The sequence below is a fragment of the Pseudomonas sp. Teo4 genome (genome assembly GCF_034387475.1).
In the GTDB taxonomy this organism is placed as follows: Bacteria; Pseudomonadota; Gammaproteobacteria; order Pseudomonadales; family Pseudomonadaceae; genus Aquipseudomonas.
Genome location: NZ_JAXCIL010000001.1, coordinates 2,629,645 through 2,648,509 on the forward strand (window position 1 = coordinate 2,629,645; position 18,865 = coordinate 2,648,509).

The following is an 18,865-nucleotide window of genomic DNA, read 5'->3' on the forward strand; positions in this document are numbered from 1 at the left end:
CACAGGCCGGAAGCCGCCTATCTACCGGCTCAGTACCTGCTCCCCCGCATTACCGGGCAAACGTACCGCATCCAGCAGTGCAACCAACGCAATGACCGCTACACCGATCAATGCCCAGTGGAAGTCACCCACCGTCATCCCGCCCTCACCTCCCCGCGCCACCATCGCCACCCTCAACAACAGCGCCACCACCGCCACGCCCAACGCCATCGCCAGCTGGAAGAACATGCTGAACAGCGTCGACGCCTCGCCCATCTGCGACTTGGGCACCTCGGAAAACCCAACGGCGTTGTAGGTGGTGAACTGCATCGAGCGCGATAAGCCTCCTACGAAAAGCACCAGTGCCATCCAGTGCCAGGGCATGCCCTGGTGCAGGCCCAGGCACGCCAGGATGCTGCCAACGCCGATCAGGCCGTTGACCAGCAGCACCCGGCGAAAACCATGACGGCGCAGCAGGCCGGTGGTGAACGGTTTCATCAACAGGTTACCCGCGAAGATCGCCAGCACCAGCAGCCCCGCATCTACCGGCGACAGCCCGAAGCCGATCTGCAGCAATAGTGGAATCAGAAATGGCAAGGCGCTGATCGACAAACGGAACAACGTGCCGCCGACAATGCTGGCCCTGAACGTGGCGATGCCCAAGGTCGAAAGCGGCAACAAAGGTGCCGGGTGGCGCTGGCAGTGCCAGACCGAAAGCCAGGTCAGCAGCGCACCCGCGGCAACCAAGGCCGCCCCCCAACCCAGGCTGCCGCCTGCCAGCGAACCGAGCATCTCCAGGCCGACCAGCCATGCCGCACAGGCCGAAGCGAGGAAGACGAAACCCAGCAGGTCAAAACTGCGCGACTGGCTGGAACAGGTATTGGGAATCAGCCACCACGCTGCCGCCAGGGCCAATACGCCAAGCGGGATATTCAGATAGAAGATCCAGGGCCAGGACAAATGAGTGACGATCAGGCCACCTACAGGGGGGCCAAGCACGGGCGCCACCAGCCCGGGCCAGGTAATCACCGCGAGCATCTTCACCAGGTCTTTCTTCTCGGTGGTACGCAACACCACCAGCCGCCCGACCGGCACCATCAGCGCGCCGCCAATGCCCTGCAACACCCGCGCTGCAACGAAGCTTTCAAGGGTGGTGGCCAACCCGCAGAGCCAGGAGGCCAGGGTAAACAGGCCGATGGCGCCAGCGAACACATTGCGCGCGCCGAAACGGTCCGCCACCCAGCCGCTGAGTGGAATGAACACGGCCACCGCCAGCAGGTAGGCACTGATGCCGATGTTCAGACTGACGGGGTTTTCGGCGAAGTCGCTGGCCATCTGTGGCAGCGCTGTGGCGATTACCGTGGCGTCGAGGTTTTCCATGAAGAAGGTGATGGCGACCAGCAAGGCGATGCAGGTGGCCTGGCGCGAGGTGCTGGTAACGTCTGGAGTAGCCAAGGCTTGAGGTCCTTCTGATTGGGGGTGGATCACCTGTGGGAGATAGCGTCTTGTGCGGCCTGTACCGGCCCCATCGCCGGCAAGCCGGCTCCCACAGGGATCGCGCAGCTTGGTTAGAAACTGAGCAAGACAGTTGCTCCCACAGGTACTGCAGTGTTCTCAAGATCGTCGCGATAGATGTGGGAGCCGGCTTGCCGGCGATACAGGCAACGCGGTGCCTCGACAAGCCAGCCCCCACAGGTTCCCTTTGATTCAAGGCGTTGCGTGCATTTCCATGAGCACTGCCCTGTCAGATCATCTTCAGCGCAGCGCGTAGCGCCAGCAGGTAGGTCTCGACACCAAACCCGCAAATCTGCCCGCGCACTACTTCGGCAAACACCGAATGGTGCCTGAACGGTTCTCTAGCATGGATGTTCGACATATGCACTTCAACCACCGGCACCTCGACAATCGCCAGCGCATCGCGAATGCCATAGCTGTAGTGTGTCCAGGCGCCAGCGTTGATCAGCACAGCATCCACTCGCTCTTCCAAGGCCTGGTGGATACGCTCGCACATGGCCCCTTCGTAGTTGGTCTGGAAGCTTTCGACCCGCGCCCCCAGCTGCTCACCCAGCGCCTGCAACGCGCGATCAATGTCGGCCAGAGTCGCGGTGCCATACTGGCGCGGGTCGCGCTTGCCGAACATATTGTGGTTGATGCCGTGCAGCATCAGGACATTGGCAAGCATGGGCCTACTCCAGCGGGATGGTCAGTTGGGCGATCACGGCGCGTGTGTCCGGCCGCACCCCGCGCCACCAGGCGAACGCCTCCGCCGCCTGCTCGACCAGCATGCCGACACCATCGGCCAGGCGCGCCACGCCTTGCTCCCGGGCCAGGCGCAGGAAGGGCGTAAGGCCTTTGCCATAGGCCAGTTCGTAGGCCAGGCGCGTCTCGCCCAGCGCCCCGCCAGGCAACGGCGGCAATTCGCCGGTCAGGCTCGCGGACGTGGCATTGACCACGATGTCGAAAGCCTGCCCCTCCAGTTCCTCGTAACGGCTGATGCGCAACCGCGGATGGTCCAGCTCGTTGCGCAGTGTCACGGCCTTGGCCATGTCACGGTTGGCGACCACCAGCTCGCGGGGGCCCGCCTGCAGGAATGGCAGCAACGCCCCACGCACCGCGCCACCGGCGCCGAGCAACAGCACGCGGCGGTTGCGCAGTGGTTCGCCGAGATTGTCTTCGATATCCCGCAGCAGGCCGATGCCATCGAAGTTCTCGGCAACGATGCGGCCATCCTCGAACTTCAGCGCATTGGCCGCCCGCGCCAGTTGCGCCCGCTCGCTGCGCCGGTCGGCCAGCTCGAAAGCGCGCAGTTTGAACGGAGCGGTGATGTTCATGCCCAGCCCGCCGTCACTGCGAAACTGCAGCACCTGGGCCTCGAAGTCTTCCAGCGAGCCTTCGATGGCTCCATATTCCAAGGTCTGGCCGCTGGCCTGGGCGAACAGGCCATGAATCAGGGGTGACTTGGTATGGTTGATCGGCCGGCCGATCACTGCATAGCGGTCGTTCATCGTGCATCTCCGTGGGTGAAGAACACACCCTCTGTTTGCATGGCGGTGACTTCTTCAGGGCTGAAACCGAGCCCGGCGGCCACTTCGACGTTGTGCTGGCCGAGGTCAGGGGCCACCTGATGGATCGTGGTATCGCACTCAGAGAAGCGAAACGGCAGGTTGGGCAGGCGCAAGGTGCCGTAGCGCGGGTGCTGCTGCTCGATGAGCATGTTGCGCGCCTGGATCTGCGGGTCAGCCAGCACTTCGTCGATGCGCTGCACCTTGGCGCTGGGGATGTCGATGCCATCGAGCAGGTGCAGGATGTCGGCCACCTTGCGCCCGCCGACCCAGTCGCGGACCACGGCCAGAATCGCCTGGCGGTGGGCATTACGGCCATTGAGGCGGTGGTAACGACTGTCGCTGCCGAACCCGGGTGGGCCGCCATTGGCTTCGAGCATGACGGCAAAGCGTTGCCATGCATCGTCGACCTGGGCAGCGATCACCAGGTCACCGTCGGCAGCGCGGAACACGCCATAAAGGGTCGAGGTGGGCATGTCATGGCCGGTCTGCTCTGGCAGCACGGCGCCGTCGGACAGCGTGTAGCACTGCACGGCGTATTCATGCATCGACACCAGGGTGTCGTACAGCGCCATATCGATATGCTGGCCGCGGCCGCTGTTCACCCGGCCCAGGAGCGCCGCATTGATCGCCGCCACCGCATGGATGCCGGTGTACATATCACCCAGTGAGATACGCAGCAGCGGCGGCGCCTCGCCCGGCACGCCGACCATCTGCATGATTCCGCTCTTGGCCTCGGCGATCAGTCCGAAGCCGGCGCGGTGGGCGTCCGGCCCGGTGTGGCCATAGGCGGAAATCGAGCAGTACACCAGGCGCGGGTTACGTGCCGACAGTTCGGCATAGCCCAGGCCGAGCTTGTCCAGCGCGCCGGGGCGGTAGTTTTCGATGAACACGTCGGCCGAATCGGTCAGGCGCTGCATGAAAGCCTTGCCGCGTGGGTCCTTCATGTTCACGCTGACGCCCTGTTTGCCCATGTTCAATTGCAGGAAGTAACCGCTCTGCTGCTCATCCAGGGTGAACGCATGTTGGCGGCCGGCATCGCCGCTGCCTGGGCGTTCCACCTTGATCACCTCGGCGCCCAGCGCCGCCAGGCAGCGGCCCACATAGGGCCCGGCAAGGAAGTGGCTGTAATCGACCACGCGGATACCCGCAAGAGGCAATGCCTGGCTCATGCCTGCACCCTCCTGGGCACCATCAGCCGGTGCTCGCCACGTTGCACGACTTCGCCATGCTGGTTGATCAGTTCCGACGGCAGCACCACGATGCCCCAACCCGGACGGCTGTTGCTCGGGCGCATCGCCCCCACCCGCATGCGCACGTGCAATACATCGTTGACCTTGATCGGCAGCACGAAGTCCCAGGTCCAGCCCAGCGACATGCCCGGCAGGAAGCGGTAGTCGCACTGGGTCTTCAAACCGTCGGCAATCGACAACCCGAACAGGCCGTGGGCGACCAGGCAGCCGAAGTGGCTGGCGTTGGCATACGCCTCATCGACATGCACAGGGGTGTGGTCACCCGTGAGGTCGGCATAGGCCAGGATACGCTCGCGTGTCACGGTGTAGGTGGGGCTGATGCATTCATCGCCTTCTCGGGCATCGTCCCAGTATTTTTCCATTACGCTCATGCCAGCACCTGCGCGCGTGGGTCGATGGCCAGCACCTGGGCGACGCTGGCCGCCGGCAGTGCCTGGATGAACTCCACCGCCAGGCCATCCGGCAAGCGAAGCCAGTTGCGGCCCTGGGGCATTTCACTGACGGCAAAGCGCTGGGCCGCGGCCAAGGTGGCTTCGAGGTCTTCGCACATGATGCCCAGATGCGCCATGCGCCCTTCAGGCCCGGCGAAGTCCGGTTGGTGGATGAACTGCAGGCCACCCAAGGTCCAGTACTGCGCCGGCTGCTCGACACTGCCCTGCACTTCACGCATGGTCATGCCGCACACTTCGTTGAAGAAACGGATATGCCACTGGATGTCTTTGACCCAGAACGCCACGTGTTCGAGGTAGGCTTTCGGCTGGCTCATTTGTTGTCCCTTTTCTGGTAATCGGCCATGGCGCGTTCGATGCCCTTGATGCAGGCCACCAGGGTCGCGTTGACCGGCGTGGCCACACCATGGCGCTGACCCCAGCGCACGACGGAGCCGTTGATGAAGTCGATTTCGGTGATCGAGCCCTTTTCCAGGCTCTGCAGCATCGAGGTGCGAAAGCTCGCAGGCAGTCCTTCGGCAGCCAGCTGCCAGGCCGCGTCGGGGCTGGTCAGGCTCAGGCGGATACCTGCGCTCTCGGCCACGGCGATGGCCTCGGCCACTGCGGCCTTGGCGGTGGTTTCCAGCAGCGGCTCGCTGTACAGCTGGCCGTAACTGAGCATGGTGATGCCACTGAGTGCGCCGGTGGCGACGTTTACCAGCAGCTTGTCCCACATGGTGCCGAGGATGTTGTCGCTGACCGTGGTGGCCAGCCCCGCGTTGTTGAAGGCTTCGGCAATCGCCTGAATACGCGGCGTCAGCTGGCCGTCGAGCTCACCGATGAAGGTCTGCTTGCCCGCCACGCCTGCGCGGATCGAACCCGGCGCCAGCAGCACGCCGCCGACGTAGGTCTTGCCCGCCAGTACCCGATCCCGCCCCACCGCTTGCGCCAGCAGATCCTCATGGCCCAGGCCGTTCTGCAGTGACAGCACCAACGTGTGTGGTCCGATCAACGCGCCGGCTCCGGCGATGGCCTCGGCGGTGTGGAACGACTTGACCAGCACTATCACCAGGTCGGCCACGCCCACATCTTCGGCATCGATGGCCGCATTGACCCGCACCTGACGCTCGCCACGCTCGTCCTGCACCTGCAGCCCGTGCTGGTTGATCGCCTCCACATGCGTGCGGCCACGGTTCAACAGCCACGTTTCATGCCCTGCCTCGCTCAAGGCCGCGCCAATGGCGCAACCCAGCGCACCGGCACCCAGAATGCAGATTTTCACGTCGCAGACCTCCTGTGGTTTGCGACTACCTTATGCAGCGGGGTTTATTTGGGCTATACAATGACCTCAATAGAGCTATTGAGATTTACAATAATGAATGCACTGGAGGCTCTGCCTGAACCCAAGCTGCTGCAATTGTTCGATCTGCTGTACGACTGTCGCAGCGTCACCCGCGCCGCCGAGCAATTGGGGCAGAGCCAACCGACCATCAGTATCTGGCTGGCGCGGTTGCGTGAGCAGTTGAACGATCCGCTGTTCGTGCGCACGCCAAGCGGTATGGCCCCTACCCCGCGGGCCGACCAATTGATCGGACCTTGCCGTGAGGTACTGGAATCGCTGCGCCGGCTGACGGCCTTGGAGCCGCAGTTCATTCCGGCCACGGCTCAGCGGCGTTTTCGCCTGTGTGTCAGTGATGCCAGCCACATCACGCTGCTGCCCAGCATCCTCAACCACTTGCGCACGCATGCGCCGGGCATTCGCCTGGAAGCGGCGAGAATTGATGGAAACACCGAGCGCGCGCTGGAGTCGGGTGAGGCTGACCTGGCCATTGGTTTCGTGCCATGGCTGGGTGGGGGTATGTATCAGCAGATGTTGTTCGAGCAGGACTGGGTTTGCCTGAGTAACCTGCAGCATCCGCGGCTGACCAAGGGAATGAGCCTGGCGCACTATCGCGCCGAAGGCCACGTGCAGGTCAGTGCTGGAACTGGCCAGAAGTTGCTTGAGGCCGGTTTGGCTCGCGAGGGAATCGAGCGCAGGATCATGCTTGAGCTACCGGCGTTTCTCGGGCTGGGGACGATTGTCGGCTCGACCGACCTGGTGGCGACGTTGCCACGGCATATCGGCCAGACGCTTGCCGACATCCATGGCCTGAAAGTGCACGATTGCCCGTTTGCCGTGGAGGGGTTCACGGTCAAGCAACACTGGCATGCACGCTACCACCAGGACCAAGGCAATCGCTGGCTCAGGGAAGTGGTGAGGCAGTTGTTCGCAGAAGGCCAGTCGGCCAACCGATGACTCATCGCCAGCGCACTCGACCAGCAGCACTGGCAAAGGTGCCTTGGCCTACGGCGCTATGCGCTTGAGGTCGTTCAACAGCGCCAACAGTTGCTGAAGTTTTTCTTCACCGAACTGTGCCTGGATCTTCAGGTAGTTGGCCTCCATGCCTTCTCTCATCGATTCGAAGCACGCTTCACCGCTCGCAGTGAGTGAAACGAACACCCTTCGCTGGTCCTGTGCGGTCTTCTGGCGGCGCACCAGGCCATCTCGCTCAAGACGGCTCAGCACACCGGTCATGCTCGGTTTGAGAATACAGGCCTGATGGGCGAGCTGATGGCTCTCCAGCTCACCCTGCTGCTTGAGAATGCGGATGACCCGCCACTGCTGCTCGGTCAGGTCGTGTTCATTCAACAACGGCCTGAAAAATGCCATCGCCGCCTCTCTGGCCTGCAGCAGAGTCAGCGTGAGCGAGGGTTGCGTCTTGGTCATGAGGGGGCCTGCCTTGCTTTTACAGCGCCCAAGATTAGGGGCATTGGCTGAAACGGACAAGACGTGTGCAGGCAATCGCCTGGCGGGGCCGCCAGCCCGGCTGGATGAACGGCCTCACCTCCCGGCCTTTACGATGGAAAGTGCAATCTCTTCCATGGAAAACCCATTCAAGGCCAAGCCCCAAGCTGCGACCATCCGGATCAAACAAGTACAACGAACTCCGGGCGACTCGACGTGGCCACTTCACTGCAACTCCACCTGCCGCTGCCGATACTCACCAGGCGTGAGCTTGGCATAACGGTTGAAAAAACGGCTGAAATAGGCCGGGTCCTTGAAACCGAGCTGGTAGGAGATCTCGTTCGCCGTACCGCCGGAAAACAACAGCAAGCGCTTGGCCTCCTGCATCAACCGCTCAAGCACCAGGCGCTTGGAAGGCAAGTCGGCGATTCGCCGGCAGACATCGTTGAGCCGCGCCTCGGTCACGCCAATCTGCTGCGCGTAGCGGGCCAGCGGCCAGTGCTCAAGGTAGTGCGCTTCGATCAACGCATTGAAGCGGTGGAAAATCTTCAAGTCTTCGTGCCGCGCCGGGGTGGACTCCAGCGAGTTGGGGCACAAGCGCAACAAGCTGATCATGATCAACCGGGTCAGCGACTGCAGCGCCGCCTCGCGCCCCGGGTGCGGCGTGGCGAACTCTTCGCTGAGCGCTTCCAGCCAACGCTCCAGGCGCCCTGCTTCGGCCTTGTATTCAGCCGGCACATTGGCCAGCGCCACACAGGCTGGCCGCACCTGCACACCCGCCGGAAGCAGGCTGGCATCCGCTTCGATCAGTTGCCAGACCAGTTGCTGACGCACCGTCAGCACATGCCCGTCGCTGTCGGGCTCGGTGACGAAGGAGTGCGTGACCGTGGGTGGCGTGAGGAAGAACACCGGCCCGGACTCGATGTACTGCTGGTCGTCCAGATACACCCGCACCGTGCCCGACTTGACGTAGTGCACCTGAAAAAAACGGTCGTGCCGATGCACGGGCATGTTGCGCCCGAAGAACCCGGCCAGGTTGCCGAGGCGGTCGTAGTGCACCTCGCTGTCGCTGTAGCGCTGGTCGTAGACCTGACCGATGTTGATGTTCGGGATGGGATGCCGATTGCTCATGACTGCTTACCCGCAAATCGCTTGACCGTGTTGACCACGACACATGGTGCACCGGCTGCGCGCCGGATGCCACCAGGTGAAGTATTGACCTTCGTTAACATATTAATTATAACGTTAACACATTAACAATCTAGGCGGACGACCTCCGCCCTGCACTGCCTGGAGAAAAGCATGAGCCATGCCCTGCATGACGTTGCGACCGGCACCCTGTTCGGCGTTGCGCTGAACTATCAGGGTCTGCTGCAACAGCACCTGGCGGCGTTCCACGAAGCGCCCTACAAGCAACCACCCGTCAAGCCGGTGCTGTTCGTCAAGACCCCCAACACCCGCAACGTTCATGAGGGCAACGTGGTGTTCCCGGGCGGTGTCGAGCGCCTGCAGCCCGGCCCGGCCCTGGGCGTGGTCATCGGCAAGGATGCCAGCCGGGTCAGCGAGGAAAACGCGCTGGACTACGTGGCCGGCTACACCATCGTCAACGAGGTCAGCCTGCCCGAGGACAGCTACTACCGCCCCGCCGTCAAGGCCAAGTGCCGCGATGGCTTCTGCCCGGTCGGCCCCGCACTGGTGCCGGCCGCCCAAGTCGCCAACCCGGACGCACTGGGCCTGCGGCTGTGGGTAAACGGTGAGTTGCGCCAGCAGAACAACACCGCCAACTGCGTGCGCTCGGTCGCCCGGCTGATCGCCGAAATCAGCGAATTCATGACCCTACACGCCGGCGACATCCTGATTACCGGCACCCCCGAAGGCCGTGTCGATGTAAAGCCAGGTGATCGCGTCGACATCGAGATCGACGGCCTGGGCAAGCTGACCAACCACATCGTCGCCGAATGAGGAACGCTACTGTGAAACACGCCCGTATCCAGTTCGACGGCCAGACTCATCAGGTTACCGTCGAAGACGACCACCTGCGCCTGGCCGACGGCCGCCTGGTCCATGAAGACCAGGTGACCTGGCTGCCACCGGCCACCGGCAGCATGTTCGCCCTGGGCCTGAACTACGCCGACCACGCCGCCGAGCTGGCCTTCACGCCGCCCACCGAACCCCTGGCGTTCATCAAGTCGCCCGGCACCTACACCGGCCACAAGCAGGTCACCTGGCGCCCGGACAACGTCAAGTACATGCACTACGAGTGCGAACTGGTGGCGGTGATCGGCAAGCCCGCGCGCAACGTCAAGCGCGAAGACGCGCTGCAATACCTGGCCGGCTACACCGTGTGCAACGACTACGCCATCCGCGACTACCTGGAAAACTACTACCGCCCCAACCTGCGGGTGAAGAACCGCGACGCCACCACCCCGGTCGGCCCGTGGATCGTCGATGCCGCCGAGGTCCCCGACCCGTCCAACCTGAAGCTGCGCACCTGGATCAACGGTGAGCTGAAGCAGGAAGGCACCACCGCGGACATGATCTTCGACATCCCGTTCCTCATCGAATACTTCTCCAGCTTCATGACCCTGCAGCCGGGCGACATGATCGCCACCGGCACGCCTGAGGGCCTGGCCGATGTGGTGCCGGGCGATGAAGTGGTGGTGGAAGTGGAAGGCGTCGGTCGCCTGGTCAACCGTATCGTCAGCGAAGCTGACTTCTTCAAGAACAACAAGGCGTGAGCGAGATGATCAAGCACTGGATCAACGGCCGTGAGGTCGAAAGCAAAGACACCTTCGTCAACTACAACCCGGCCACCGGCGACGCCATTGGCGAAGTCGCCAGCGGCGGTGCCGAGGAAGTGGCCCAGGCCGTTGCCGCGGCCAAGGAAGCCTTCCCGAAATGGGCCAACACCCCGGCCAAGGAACGTGCCCGCCTGATGCGCAAGCTGGGTGAGCTGATCGACCAGAACGTGCCAAAGCTGGCCGAGCTGGAAACCCTCGACACCGGCCTGCCGATCCACCAGACCCGCAACGTGCTGATCCCGCGTGCTTCGCACAACTTCGAGTTCTTCGCCGAAGTCTGCACGCGCATGGACGGCCACACCTACCCGGTCGACGACCAGATGCTCAACTACACCCTGTACCAGCCGGTGGGTGTGTGTGGCCTGGTGTCGCCGTGGAACGTCCCGTTCATGACCGCTACCTGGAAGACCGCTCCGTGCCTGGCCCTGGGCAACACCGCGGTGCTGAAGATGAGCGAACTGTCGCCATTGACCGCCAACGAGCTGGGCCGCCTGGCCGTTGAGGCCGGCATTCCCAACGGCGTGCTCAACGTGATCCAGGGCTACGGCGCCACCGCCGGCGACGCACTGGTTCGTCACCCGGATGTGCGTGCGATCTCCTTTACCGGCGGCACCGCCACCGGCAAGAAAATCATGCAGACCGCGGGCCTGAAAAAGTACTCCATGGAGCTGGGCGGCAAGTCGCCGGTGCTGATCTTCGAAGACGCCGACCTGGAGCGCGCCCTGGATGCGGCGCTGTTCACCATCTTCTCGCTCAACGGCGAGCGCTGCACCGCCGGCAGCCGCATCTTCATCCAGGAAAGCGTGTACCCGCAGTTCGTCGCCGAATTCGCCGCCCGCGCCAAACGCCTGATCGTCGGTGACCCGACCGACCCGAAAACCCAGGTCGGCTCGATGATCACCCAGCAGCACTACGACAAGGTCACCGGCTACATCCGCATCGGCATCGAGGAAGGCGCACGCCTGGTGGCGGGCGGCCTGGAACGCCCGGCCAACCTGCCGGCGCATTTGTCCAAAGGCCAGTTCATCCAGCCGACCGTGTTCGCCGATGTGAACAACAGCATGCGCATCGCCCAGGAAGAAATCTTCGGCCCGGTGGTCTGCCTGATTCCGTTCAAGGACGAAGCCGAAGCGCTGCGCCTGGCCAACGATACCGAGTACGGCCTGGCCTCGTACATCTGGACCCAGGACATCGGCAAGGCTCATCGCCTGGCGCGCGGTATCGAAGCGGGCATGGTATTCATCAACAGTCAGAACGTGCGCGACCTGCGTCAACCGTTCGGTGGCGTGAAAGGCTCGGGCACCGGCCGCGAAGGCGGGCAGTACAGCTTCGAAGTGTTCGCCGAGATCAAGAACGTCTGTATCTCGATGGGCAGCCACCACATCCCTCGCTGGGGGGTGTAAACCTTCGTTCAGCGGGTCGGCGCCCCAGGCCTCTCTGACGGATAGCCTGGGCACCGGCCCGATGGCCTCACAACAATAAGGAGCTTCATCATGGGCAAGCTGGCACTTGCAGCCAAGATCACTCATGTTCCCTCCATGTACCTGTCCGAACTGCCCGGACCGCGCCAAGGCTTTCGCCAGGCGGCCATCGACGGCCACTACGAAATCAGCCGCCGTTGCCGTGAGCTGGGCGTGGACACCATCGTGGTGTTCGACACCCACTGGCTGGTCAACGCCAATTACCACGTGTTGTGCGCCCCCCACTTCGAGGGCGTCTACACCAGTAACGAGCTGCCGCATTTCATCAGCAACATGCCATACGCCTTCCCCGGCAACACCGAGCTTGGCCTGCTGCTGGCAGAGGAATGCAACCGCTTCAATGTCGAGACCATGGCGCACCACGCCACCACCCTCGGCCCTGAGTACGGCACCCTGGTGCCGATGCGCTACATGAACCAGGACCAGCACTTCAAGGTGGTCTCGGTCTCGGCGCTGTGCACCTCCCATTACCTGGCCGACAGCGCCCGCCTCGGCTGGGCCATGCGCAAGGCTATCGAGGACCATTACGACGGCACCGTGGCGTTCCTGGCCAGCGGCTCGCTGTCACACCGTTTTGCCCAGAACGGGCAGGCACCTGAGTTCGCCACCAAGGTCTGGAGCCCGTTCCTGGAAACGCTGGACAACCGTGTGGTGGCGATGTGGGAAAACGCCGAGTGGGAAGCCTTCTGCGGGATGCTTCCGGAGTACGCCGCCAAAGGCCACGGCGAGGGTTTCATGCACGACACCGCCATGCTGCTCGGTGCGCTGGGCTGGTCGAACTACGACGGCAAGGCCGAGGTGGTGACGCCTTACTTCGGCTCGTCGGGCACCGGCCAGATCAATGCGATCTTCCCGGTCACCCCGCAGGATGGCAGCGCCATTCCCCCGGCTCAGGCAGCCAACCCGGCAGCGGTCGCTTCCACCAGCCGCCTGTGACTTCCCTTGCGTCTGGTCGCACCGTGCGGGCGATCAGACCCCTTACCCGAGGATGCGCCAGATGCCCCACCTGGTTCTGCTCTACACACCCGACCTGGAAACCGACGCTGATATTCCAAGCCTGTGTCGCGCCCTGGCCGACACCATGCTCGAACAGCGCGATCAGGCCGGCAAAGCGGTCTTTCCCACCGGTGGCACCCGCGTGCTGGCCTACCCGGCGGCGCATTGCGCGGTGGCCGACGGCAAAGGCCCGTACGGTTTCCTGTACGCCAACCTGCGCATGGGCAGCGGCCGCTCCGAACAGGTGCACAAAGCCGTCGGCGACAGTCTTCTGCAGGTGCTGAAACGCCACCTGGACGCGCTGCTGCAGCAACGCCCGATCGGTATCACCGTGCAGATCGACGAAAGCCAGGCGCAGGTCTACGACGCCAAGCACAGCAGCTTGCACCCGCTGTTCAACCGGCCGGCCTGACGCCGGCAACGGCCCGTTCGCCTCATTCCACAACAAGTACAAGAATATGAGCACTCTAGAGCATGCCTCGCAAAACCCGGCGCACGCCGAGCTGATCGACAGCACCCACCGCACCGTCACCTGGCGGCTGATGCCGCTGTTGCTGGTGTGCTACCTGTTCGCCCACCTGGACCGCATCAACATCGGCTTCGCCAAGATGCAGATGAGCCAGGACCTGCACCTGTCCGACACGGTGTACGGATTGGGTGCCGGGCTGTTCTTCATTGCCTATGCCCTGTTCGGCGTGCCGAGCAACCTGATGCTCGACCGCCTGGGGCCACGGCGCTGGATCGCGACCCTGATGGTGGTGTGGGGCGCACTGTCGACCAGCATGCTGCTGGTGGAGAGCAGCAGCGCGTTCTATCTGCTGCGCTTTCTGCTGGGCGCTGCCGAAGCCGGTTTCTTCCCGGGCATTCTGGTCTACCTCAACCGTTGGTATCCGGCTGGCCGCCGTGCCCAGATCACCGCATTGTTCGCCATCGCCGTGCCGCTGGCCGGGGTGATTGGCGGCCCCGTGTCCGGCGCCATCCTGACCTTCATGCACGACGCGGCGGGGCTGCGGGGCTGGCAATGGATGTTCCTGCTCGAAGGCGCACCAGTGATGCTGCTTGGCCTGTTGGTGCTGGCCAGCCTGCCGGAACACTTCGAGCGTGTGCACTGGCTCGATGAACCCCAGAAGGCGGCCCTGCGCGCCCAGTTCGGGCAGGAGGAACAGCGCAAGTCGGTGACGTCCTTTTCCGCCATTCTCACCAGCCCTGCCGTGTGGTTGCTGGTGACGGTGTACTGCGCGGTCATGCTGGCAGTGAACACTTTGGCGTTCTGGATGCCCAGCCTGATTCACGCCGCTGGCATCGGCAGCGATGCCAGTGTCGGTCTGCTCAGTGCCCTGCCCTACCTGGCCGGCTGCGTGTTCATGCTGGCCTGCGGGCGCTCGTCCGACCGCCATCGCGAACGCCGCTGGCACCTCAGTGTTCCCCTGCTGATGGCGGCCGCCGGTATCGCGATCACCGGCCTTGCGCCGCAGCAACCACTGCCGGTACTGGCCGGCCTGGTGCTGGCCGGAATGGGCGCCAGCGCAGCCTTGCCGATGTTCTGGCAACTGCCACCGGCCTTTCTCAATGACCGCACCCAGGCGGCCGGCATCGCCCTGATCAGCTCGCTGGGCAGCATTGCTTCATTCGCCGCGCCGTACTTCATCGGCTGGGTGCGCGACACCACGCAAAGCGCCAGCCTCGCACTGTTCGTGCTGGCGGTCTTCATCACCCTCGGCGGCTTGCTGGTGCTGCGCACCCAGGCCGCCATCGTCAACCCATGAACTTCGAGATCATCCCCATGCTTGATAACGCTTTCATCCAGCAAGCGGCCGAACGCCTCGACCAGGCCGAGCGCTCCCGCGAGCAGGTGCGCCAGTTTTCACTGGACCACCCGTCGATCACCATTGACGACGCCTACGCCATCCAGCGTGCCTGGGTCGCGAAGAAAATCGCCTCCGGCCGCAAGCTGGTCGGCCACAAGATCGGCCTGACGTCCCGCGCCATGCAGGTGTCGTCGAACATCACCGAACCCGACTACGGCGCCCTGCTGGACGATATGCTGTTCGACGAGGGCACCGACATCCCCTTCGAGCGCTTCATCGTGCCGCGTGTCGAGGTCGAACTCGCGTTCATCCTTGGCAAGCCGTTGAAAGGCCCCAACGTCACCGTGTTCGACGTGCTGGAGGCCACCGAGTGGGTCATCCCTGCCTTGGAGATCATCGACGCACGTATTCAGCAGGTCGACCCGGTCACCCAGGCCACGCGCAAAGTGTTCGACACCATCTCCGACAACGCGGCCAATGCGGGTGTGGTCATGGGCGGCCGTGCCGTGCGCCCGACCGAAATCGACCTGCGCAAGGTGCCGGCGGTGCTGTACCGCAACGGTATGATCGAGGAGTCCGGTGTCAGCGCCGCGGTGCTCAACCACCCCGCCAAAGGTGTCGCCTGGCTGGCCAACAAACTGGCCCCGTACGACGTCACCCTCGAGCCAGGCCAGATCATCCTAGGCGGCTCCTTCACCCGCCCGGTGGCGGCCAAGCCAGGCGACACCTTCCATGTCGACTACGACATGCTCGGTTCGATCGCCTGCCGTTTCGTTTGAGGAGTTGCCCATGGACATGCCCATCAATAGCTTCAAGCAACGCCTGCGCAGTGGCCAGGCGCAAATTGGCCTGTGGCTTGGCCTGGCCGACGCCTATTGCGCAGAGCTGGCGGCCAACGCCGGCTTCGACTGGCTGCTGATCGACGGCGAACACGCCCCGAACGACCTGCGCGGCATGCTCGCGCAGTTGCAGGCCATTGCGCCGTACCCGAGCCAGCCAGTAATCCGCCCGGTCATCGGCGATACCGCGTTGATCAAGCAGGTGCTGGATATCGGCGCGCAGACCCTGTTGGTACCCATGGTGGAAAGCGCCGAACAGGCGCGCCAGCTGGTCAAGGCCGTGCACTACCCACCCAAGGGCGTGCGCGGCGTGGGCAGCGCACTGGCGCGGGCATCGCGCTGGAACAGCATTCCTGGCTACCTCGACCAGGCCGATGAGCAGATGTGCCTGCTGGTGCAGATCGAGAACAAGGAAGGCCTGGCCAACCTGGATGAGATCGTCGCCGTCGAGGGTGTCGATGGCGTGTTCATCGGCCCGGCGGACCTGAGCGCGGCAATGGGCCACCGAGGCAACCCAGGGCATCCTGAGGTGCAAGCGGCGATCGAAGATGCGATCGTGCGTATCGCCAAGGCGGGCAAGGCCGCAGGCATTTTGAGTGCGGACGAGAAGCTGGCACGCCGTTACATCGAGCTGGGCGCGGCGTTCGTGGCCGTTGGTGTCGATACCACCGTGCTGATGCGCGGGCTAAGGGATCTGGCAGGCAAATTCAAGGATACGCCAGCGTTCAGCAGTAGCGGTGGCGGGGTTTACTGAAGCAGATCTGTACTGGCCCAATCGCCGCGGTTCGTCGCCACGACAAGCCGGCTCCTATCAAACAAAGGCTATCTCATTGATTTGGTGAGATATCCGTGGGAGCTGGCGCCCCGACTGCGCCAGCTCCCACTGGGTAGCGGTGATTCCACAAATGTTTGCTGCGCGACAACGCAGCCCAAGGGCTGGGTAATCTCTCATCTTTCATGGGAACTACGTGGGAGCTGGCGTAGCCTGCGATCAAGGGCGCAGCCCTTGCCTGGTCGTATATTGGGGCTGCTACGCAGCCATCGCAGGCTTCGCCAGCTCCCACGGATATCTCACCAAATCAATGAGATAGCCTTTGTTTGATAGGAGCCGGCTTGCTGGCGATTAGGCCAGTGGTCACATCCCGATAATCGTCTTCAACACCGTCTTGAAGGTGTCCAGTTGCTCATCGCTGAACTGGCCAAACACCTTGTCCTGCTGCTCCTTGGCAATGGTCCACAACGCTTCGGTCTCGTCGATGCCTTTGACCGACAGGCGCACGCGGCCCTCGTCGTCGGCAATCAAACCCTTGCGCTTGAGGTTGGCCACCGCCTCTTCGATCTCTCGGGCCGGCATCGCCACCTCACGCTGCAGATCGTTGAGGCTCAGCCCCGCATCGCTCTCCAGCACCATCAGCATGCGCGCTTCGCTGGTGCGCAAACCCGTGCACAACTGGCGCGGCTGGTAGTCGGCCTGATAGGCACGCAGCGCCTGGGTCATCAGGTAGTACAGGTTGTGTTGTAGGCGGCCCTGGAAGTGGCTGCTCGGCGGCTGCCCTTCCGCACGCTGGGTCATGCGGGTGTGAGGCAGCACCATGGAGTAGGCCCCTTGGTGATACAGCAGCGGCGAACGACCGAAATCATCGAAGGCCACTACCTTACCGACCAGAATCCAGTGGTCGCCACCATCGAGCTGCTGGAATTTCTCGCACTGGAACCGCGCCGAGCAGTCCTCGAACAACGGCGCACCGCCCGCGCCCGTCTGGTACTCGATGCCGGCAAAGCGATCTTCCTTGGGCCTGGCGAAGTTGTTCGACAGGTCGATCTGGTCGGCCGCCAGGATGTTCACGGCGAAGTGGGAGGCTTCCTCGAACACCTCATGGCTGGTGGAACGTTTGTCGATGCTCCACAGAATCAAAGCGGGGTCGAGCGACACCGAGTTGAAGCTGTTGGCGGTAACGCCCACCTTGCGACCACTGGGCCCGGCAGCAGTGACCACGGTGACGCCAGTGGCGAAATTGCCCAGGGCACGGCGGAAGGCGCGGGTATCGAAGCCTGGGGCGGATAGGTTTTCGTTGGACATGCAAGACTCCCGGACAGGCCAAGGGCCTGCCCTGATTGTTGTTGTGGTTGTCGGGTGAGTCAGCCGGTCGGCTGCTCAGACCATCGCTGGGTCAGGCTCCAGGCCCATCAGCTCACGGCCAAGGATTTGCGCGCAAACATCGTAGTCGGTGTAGGCATGGGCACCGGTCATGTGCGAGTCGCGGAACAAGCGCTGCATCTCGTTGCTCTCGAACCAGGCGCCGCCGCCTGCCGCTTCCATCAGACGGTCCACGGCCTGGATGCACATCTTCACCGCATAGCCCTGGTTGGTACGCCAGAACGCCAGCGTCGCACGCGAGGGGTATTCGTGGCGTTCGCTGTACTCGGCGATCTCGTCCCAGCTTTTTTCCAGCAGCGCCCGTGCGGCGGCTACCTGGTGGGTGGACTCGGCCAGGCGCATGAGTGCTGGCGTGGCGGCACCGACCGCGGCACCGGTGTAGGCGCGGACGCGGTTGCGGGTCTTCTCGCGGAACACCTCGAGCATGCGCTCGGCCACGCCGAGGCTGACAGTGGAGAAGCCACTGGCGAAGTACGGGCGGTACGGCGCGAAGAAGATCTTGCTGTCCGGGTAGAGACCGAAGCCCGCCGACTTGCCTTCCATCATGTCCTTGGCTTTCTGGATGCGATGCTCGGGCACGAAGGCGTCTCGCACGATCAGGGTCTTGCTGCCACTGCCACGCATACCGACGGCGTACCAGTCGTCACGGATTTCATAATCGCTGCGCGGCAGGATCGCGAAGCAGTAGTCCTGGGTGCCTTCGGCGTTGTTGCGGCGAAAGCCGAGAATCGCCCACTCGGCGTGATCGCAGCCGGAGCTCCAACCCATCTCACCGCTGAAACTGACGCCCCCTTCGACCTCTTGGGTACGGCCGAACGGTGCAATGCTGCTGCTGGCCGTCGCATCCGGGTCATTGCCCCAGACATCGGCCTGCAGTTTGGCCGAGAACATCGCCATCTGATGGCTGTGGGTGCACAGCAGGCTCATCGCCCAGGCAGTGCTGGCACACGACCCCGCCAGCAGCGCGATGCACTGGGCGAATTCAGGAAGGGAAATCTCCATACCGCCGAACTGTTTGGGCAGGAAAGCACGGTGCATGCCGATGCTTTTCAACAGGGCGATATTTTCAGCGGGGACGCTGCGGTCCTGCTCGGCGCGAACGGCGTTGGCAGCAATGGTCGGCAGGATGGACTTCAAATCTTCCAGCAGCGGATTTGGCTTTTTCATGGACGGTCTCTTTATTTTTGGATATCCAGCGTCCGGCTGCCCCACTTGTCTCACGCCTGCGCATGACCCGTGATGGCGGCCGGAAAGTCTTGATGACCGGTCCAGTAT

The 18,865-nt window shown here is 63.3% G+C and carries 20 protein-coding genes; 9 read left to right on the forward strand and 11 right to left on the reverse strand.

Annotated features, from left to right (window positions below):
• Positions 1-21 precede the first annotated feature (21 nt).
• The 7 genes from PspTeo4_RS11770 to PspTeo4_RS11800 form a co-directional block, all read right to left on the reverse strand.
• A complete protein-coding gene (locus PspTeo4_RS11770; RefSeq protein WP_322363929.1) occupies positions 22-1,434 on the reverse strand; it encodes an MFS transporter in 1,413 nt (470 codons plus the stop codon).
• 289 nt (positions 1,435-1,723) lie between these two features.
• A complete protein-coding gene (gene aroQ, locus PspTeo4_RS11775; protein WP_322363930.1) occupies positions 1,724-2,161 on the reverse strand; it encodes a type II 3-dehydroquinate dehydratase in 438 nt (145 codons plus the stop codon).
• Between the two features lie 4 nt (positions 2,162-2,165).
• Positions 2,166-2,984, reverse strand: a complete 819-nt coding sequence (gene aroE / locus PspTeo4_RS11780; protein ID WP_322363931.1) for a shikimate dehydrogenase — start codon at positions 2,982-2,984, stop codon at positions 2,166-2,168.
• Positions 2,981-4,213: a CoA transferase gene (locus tag PspTeo4_RS11785; protein ID WP_322363932.1), complete on the reverse strand. Its 1,233-nt coding sequence runs from the start codon at positions 4,211-4,213 to the stop codon at positions 2,981-2,983. Before PspTeo4_RS11785 ends, aroE begins: the two co-directional genes overlap by 4 nt.
• Entirely contained in the window at positions 4,210-4,665 is a 456-nt protein-coding gene (locus PspTeo4_RS11790) for a MaoC family dehydratase (protein ID WP_322363933.1), read from the reverse strand. The genes PspTeo4_RS11785 and PspTeo4_RS11790 overlap by 4 nt, the downstream gene beginning before the upstream one ends.
• Entirely contained in the window at positions 4,662-5,060 is a 399-nt protein-coding gene (locus PspTeo4_RS11795) for a VOC family protein (RefSeq protein WP_322363934.1), read from the reverse strand. Before PspTeo4_RS11795 ends, PspTeo4_RS11790 begins: the two co-directional genes overlap by 4 nt.
• Positions 5,057-6,004: a ketopantoate reductase family protein gene (locus tag PspTeo4_RS11800; protein ID WP_322363935.1), complete on the reverse strand. Its 948-nt coding sequence runs from the start codon at positions 6,002-6,004 to the stop codon at positions 5,057-5,059. The genes PspTeo4_RS11795 and PspTeo4_RS11800 overlap by 4 nt, the downstream gene beginning before the upstream one ends.
• A gap of 93 nt (positions 6,005-6,097) precedes the next feature.
• Here PspTeo4_RS11800 and PspTeo4_RS11805 point away from each other — a divergent pair, with 93 nt between their 5' ends.
• Complete coding sequence (locus PspTeo4_RS11805; protein ID WP_322363937.1) at positions 6,098-7,018, forward strand: LysR family transcriptional regulator; 921 nt, start codon at positions 6,098-6,100, stop codon at positions 7,016-7,018.
• Positions 7,019-7,066: 48 nt separating this feature from the next.
• Here PspTeo4_RS11805 and hpaR read toward each other — a convergent pair whose 3' ends face one another.
• Together hpaR and hpaA are read right to left on the reverse strand one after the other, a co-directional pair.
• The gene (hpaR, locus tag PspTeo4_RS11810) at positions 7,067-7,489 is read right to left on the reverse strand and encodes a homoprotocatechuate degradation operon regulator HpaR (RefSeq protein WP_322363938.1); all 423 of its coding nucleotides are present in this window, start codon (positions 7,487-7,489) and stop codon (positions 7,067-7,069) included.
• Between the two features lie 243 nt (positions 7,490-7,732).
• Positions 7,733-8,638, reverse strand: a complete 906-nt coding sequence (gene hpaA, locus PspTeo4_RS11815; protein WP_322363939.1) for a 4-hydroxyphenylacetate catabolism regulatory protein HpaA — start codon at positions 8,636-8,638, stop codon at positions 7,733-7,735.
• A gap of 171 nt (positions 8,639-8,809) precedes the next feature.
• On the opposite strand from hpaA, the gene PspTeo4_RS11820 reads away from it, so the two are divergent.
• From PspTeo4_RS11820 to hpaI, 8 genes are all read left to right on the forward strand, one after another.
• Positions 8,810-9,469 (forward strand): fumarylacetoacetate hydrolase family protein, encoded by a 660-nt coding sequence (locus PspTeo4_RS11820; protein ID WP_322363940.1) that lies wholly within the window; start codon positions 8,810-8,812, stop codon positions 9,467-9,469.
• A gap of 11 nt (positions 9,470-9,480) precedes the next feature.
• Positions 9,481-10,245, forward strand: a complete 765-nt coding sequence (locus PspTeo4_RS11825; RefSeq protein WP_322363941.1) for a fumarylacetoacetate hydrolase family protein — start codon at positions 9,481-9,483, stop codon at positions 10,243-10,245.
• Positions 10,246-10,250: 5 nt separating this feature from the next.
• Positions 10,251-11,711 carry a 5-carboxymethyl-2-hydroxymuconate semialdehyde dehydrogenase gene (hpaE, locus tag PspTeo4_RS11830; RefSeq protein WP_322364849.1) on the forward strand — a complete coding sequence of 487 codons (1,461 nt, stop codon included), beginning with the start codon at positions 10,251-10,253 and terminating at the stop codon, positions 11,709-11,711.
• A gap of 90 nt (positions 11,712-11,801) precedes the next feature.
• Complete coding sequence (gene hpaD, locus PspTeo4_RS11835; RefSeq protein WP_322363942.1) at positions 11,802-12,725, forward strand: 3,4-dihydroxyphenylacetate 2,3-dioxygenase; 924 nt, start codon at positions 11,802-11,804, stop codon at positions 12,723-12,725.
• A gap of 61 nt (positions 12,726-12,786) precedes the next feature.
• A complete protein-coding gene (locus tag PspTeo4_RS11840) occupies positions 12,787-13,197 on the forward strand; it encodes a 5-carboxymethyl-2-hydroxymuconate isomerase (RefSeq protein ID WP_322363943.1) in 411 nt (136 codons plus the stop codon).
• A 46-nt stretch (positions 13,198-13,243) separates the two neighbouring features.
• Positions 13,244-14,551: an MFS transporter gene (locus PspTeo4_RS11845; RefSeq protein ID WP_322363945.1), complete on the forward strand. Its 1,308-nt coding sequence runs from the start codon at positions 13,244-13,246 to the stop codon at positions 14,549-14,551.
• A 17-nt stretch (positions 14,552-14,568) separates the two neighbouring features.
• Positions 14,569-15,372 (forward strand): 2-oxo-hept-4-ene-1,7-dioate hydratase, encoded by an 804-nt coding sequence (gene hpaH, locus PspTeo4_RS11850; protein ID WP_322363946.1) that lies wholly within the window; start codon positions 14,569-14,571, stop codon positions 15,370-15,372.
• 10 nt (positions 15,373-15,382) lie between these two features.
• Positions 15,383-16,186, forward strand: a complete 804-nt coding sequence (gene hpaI / locus PspTeo4_RS11855) for a 4-hydroxy-2-oxoheptanedioate aldolase (RefSeq protein WP_322363947.1) — start codon at positions 15,383-15,385, stop codon at positions 16,184-16,186.
• A 381-nt stretch (positions 16,187-16,567) separates the two neighbouring features.
• Here hpaI and PspTeo4_RS11860 read toward each other — a convergent pair whose 3' ends face one another.
• Both PspTeo4_RS11860 and PspTeo4_RS11865 read right to left on the reverse strand, forming a co-directional pair.
• Complete coding sequence (locus PspTeo4_RS11860; protein WP_322363948.1) at positions 16,568-17,512, reverse strand: p-hydroxyphenylacetate 3-hydroxylase reductase component; 945 nt, start codon at positions 17,510-17,512, stop codon at positions 16,568-16,570.
• A 75-nt stretch (positions 17,513-17,587) separates the two neighbouring features.
• Positions 17,588-18,757, reverse strand: a complete 1,170-nt coding sequence (locus PspTeo4_RS11865) for a p-hydroxyphenylacetate 3-hydroxylase oxygenase component (protein WP_322363949.1) — start codon at positions 18,755-18,757, stop codon at positions 17,588-17,590.
• Positions 18,758-18,865 lie beyond the last annotated feature (108 nt).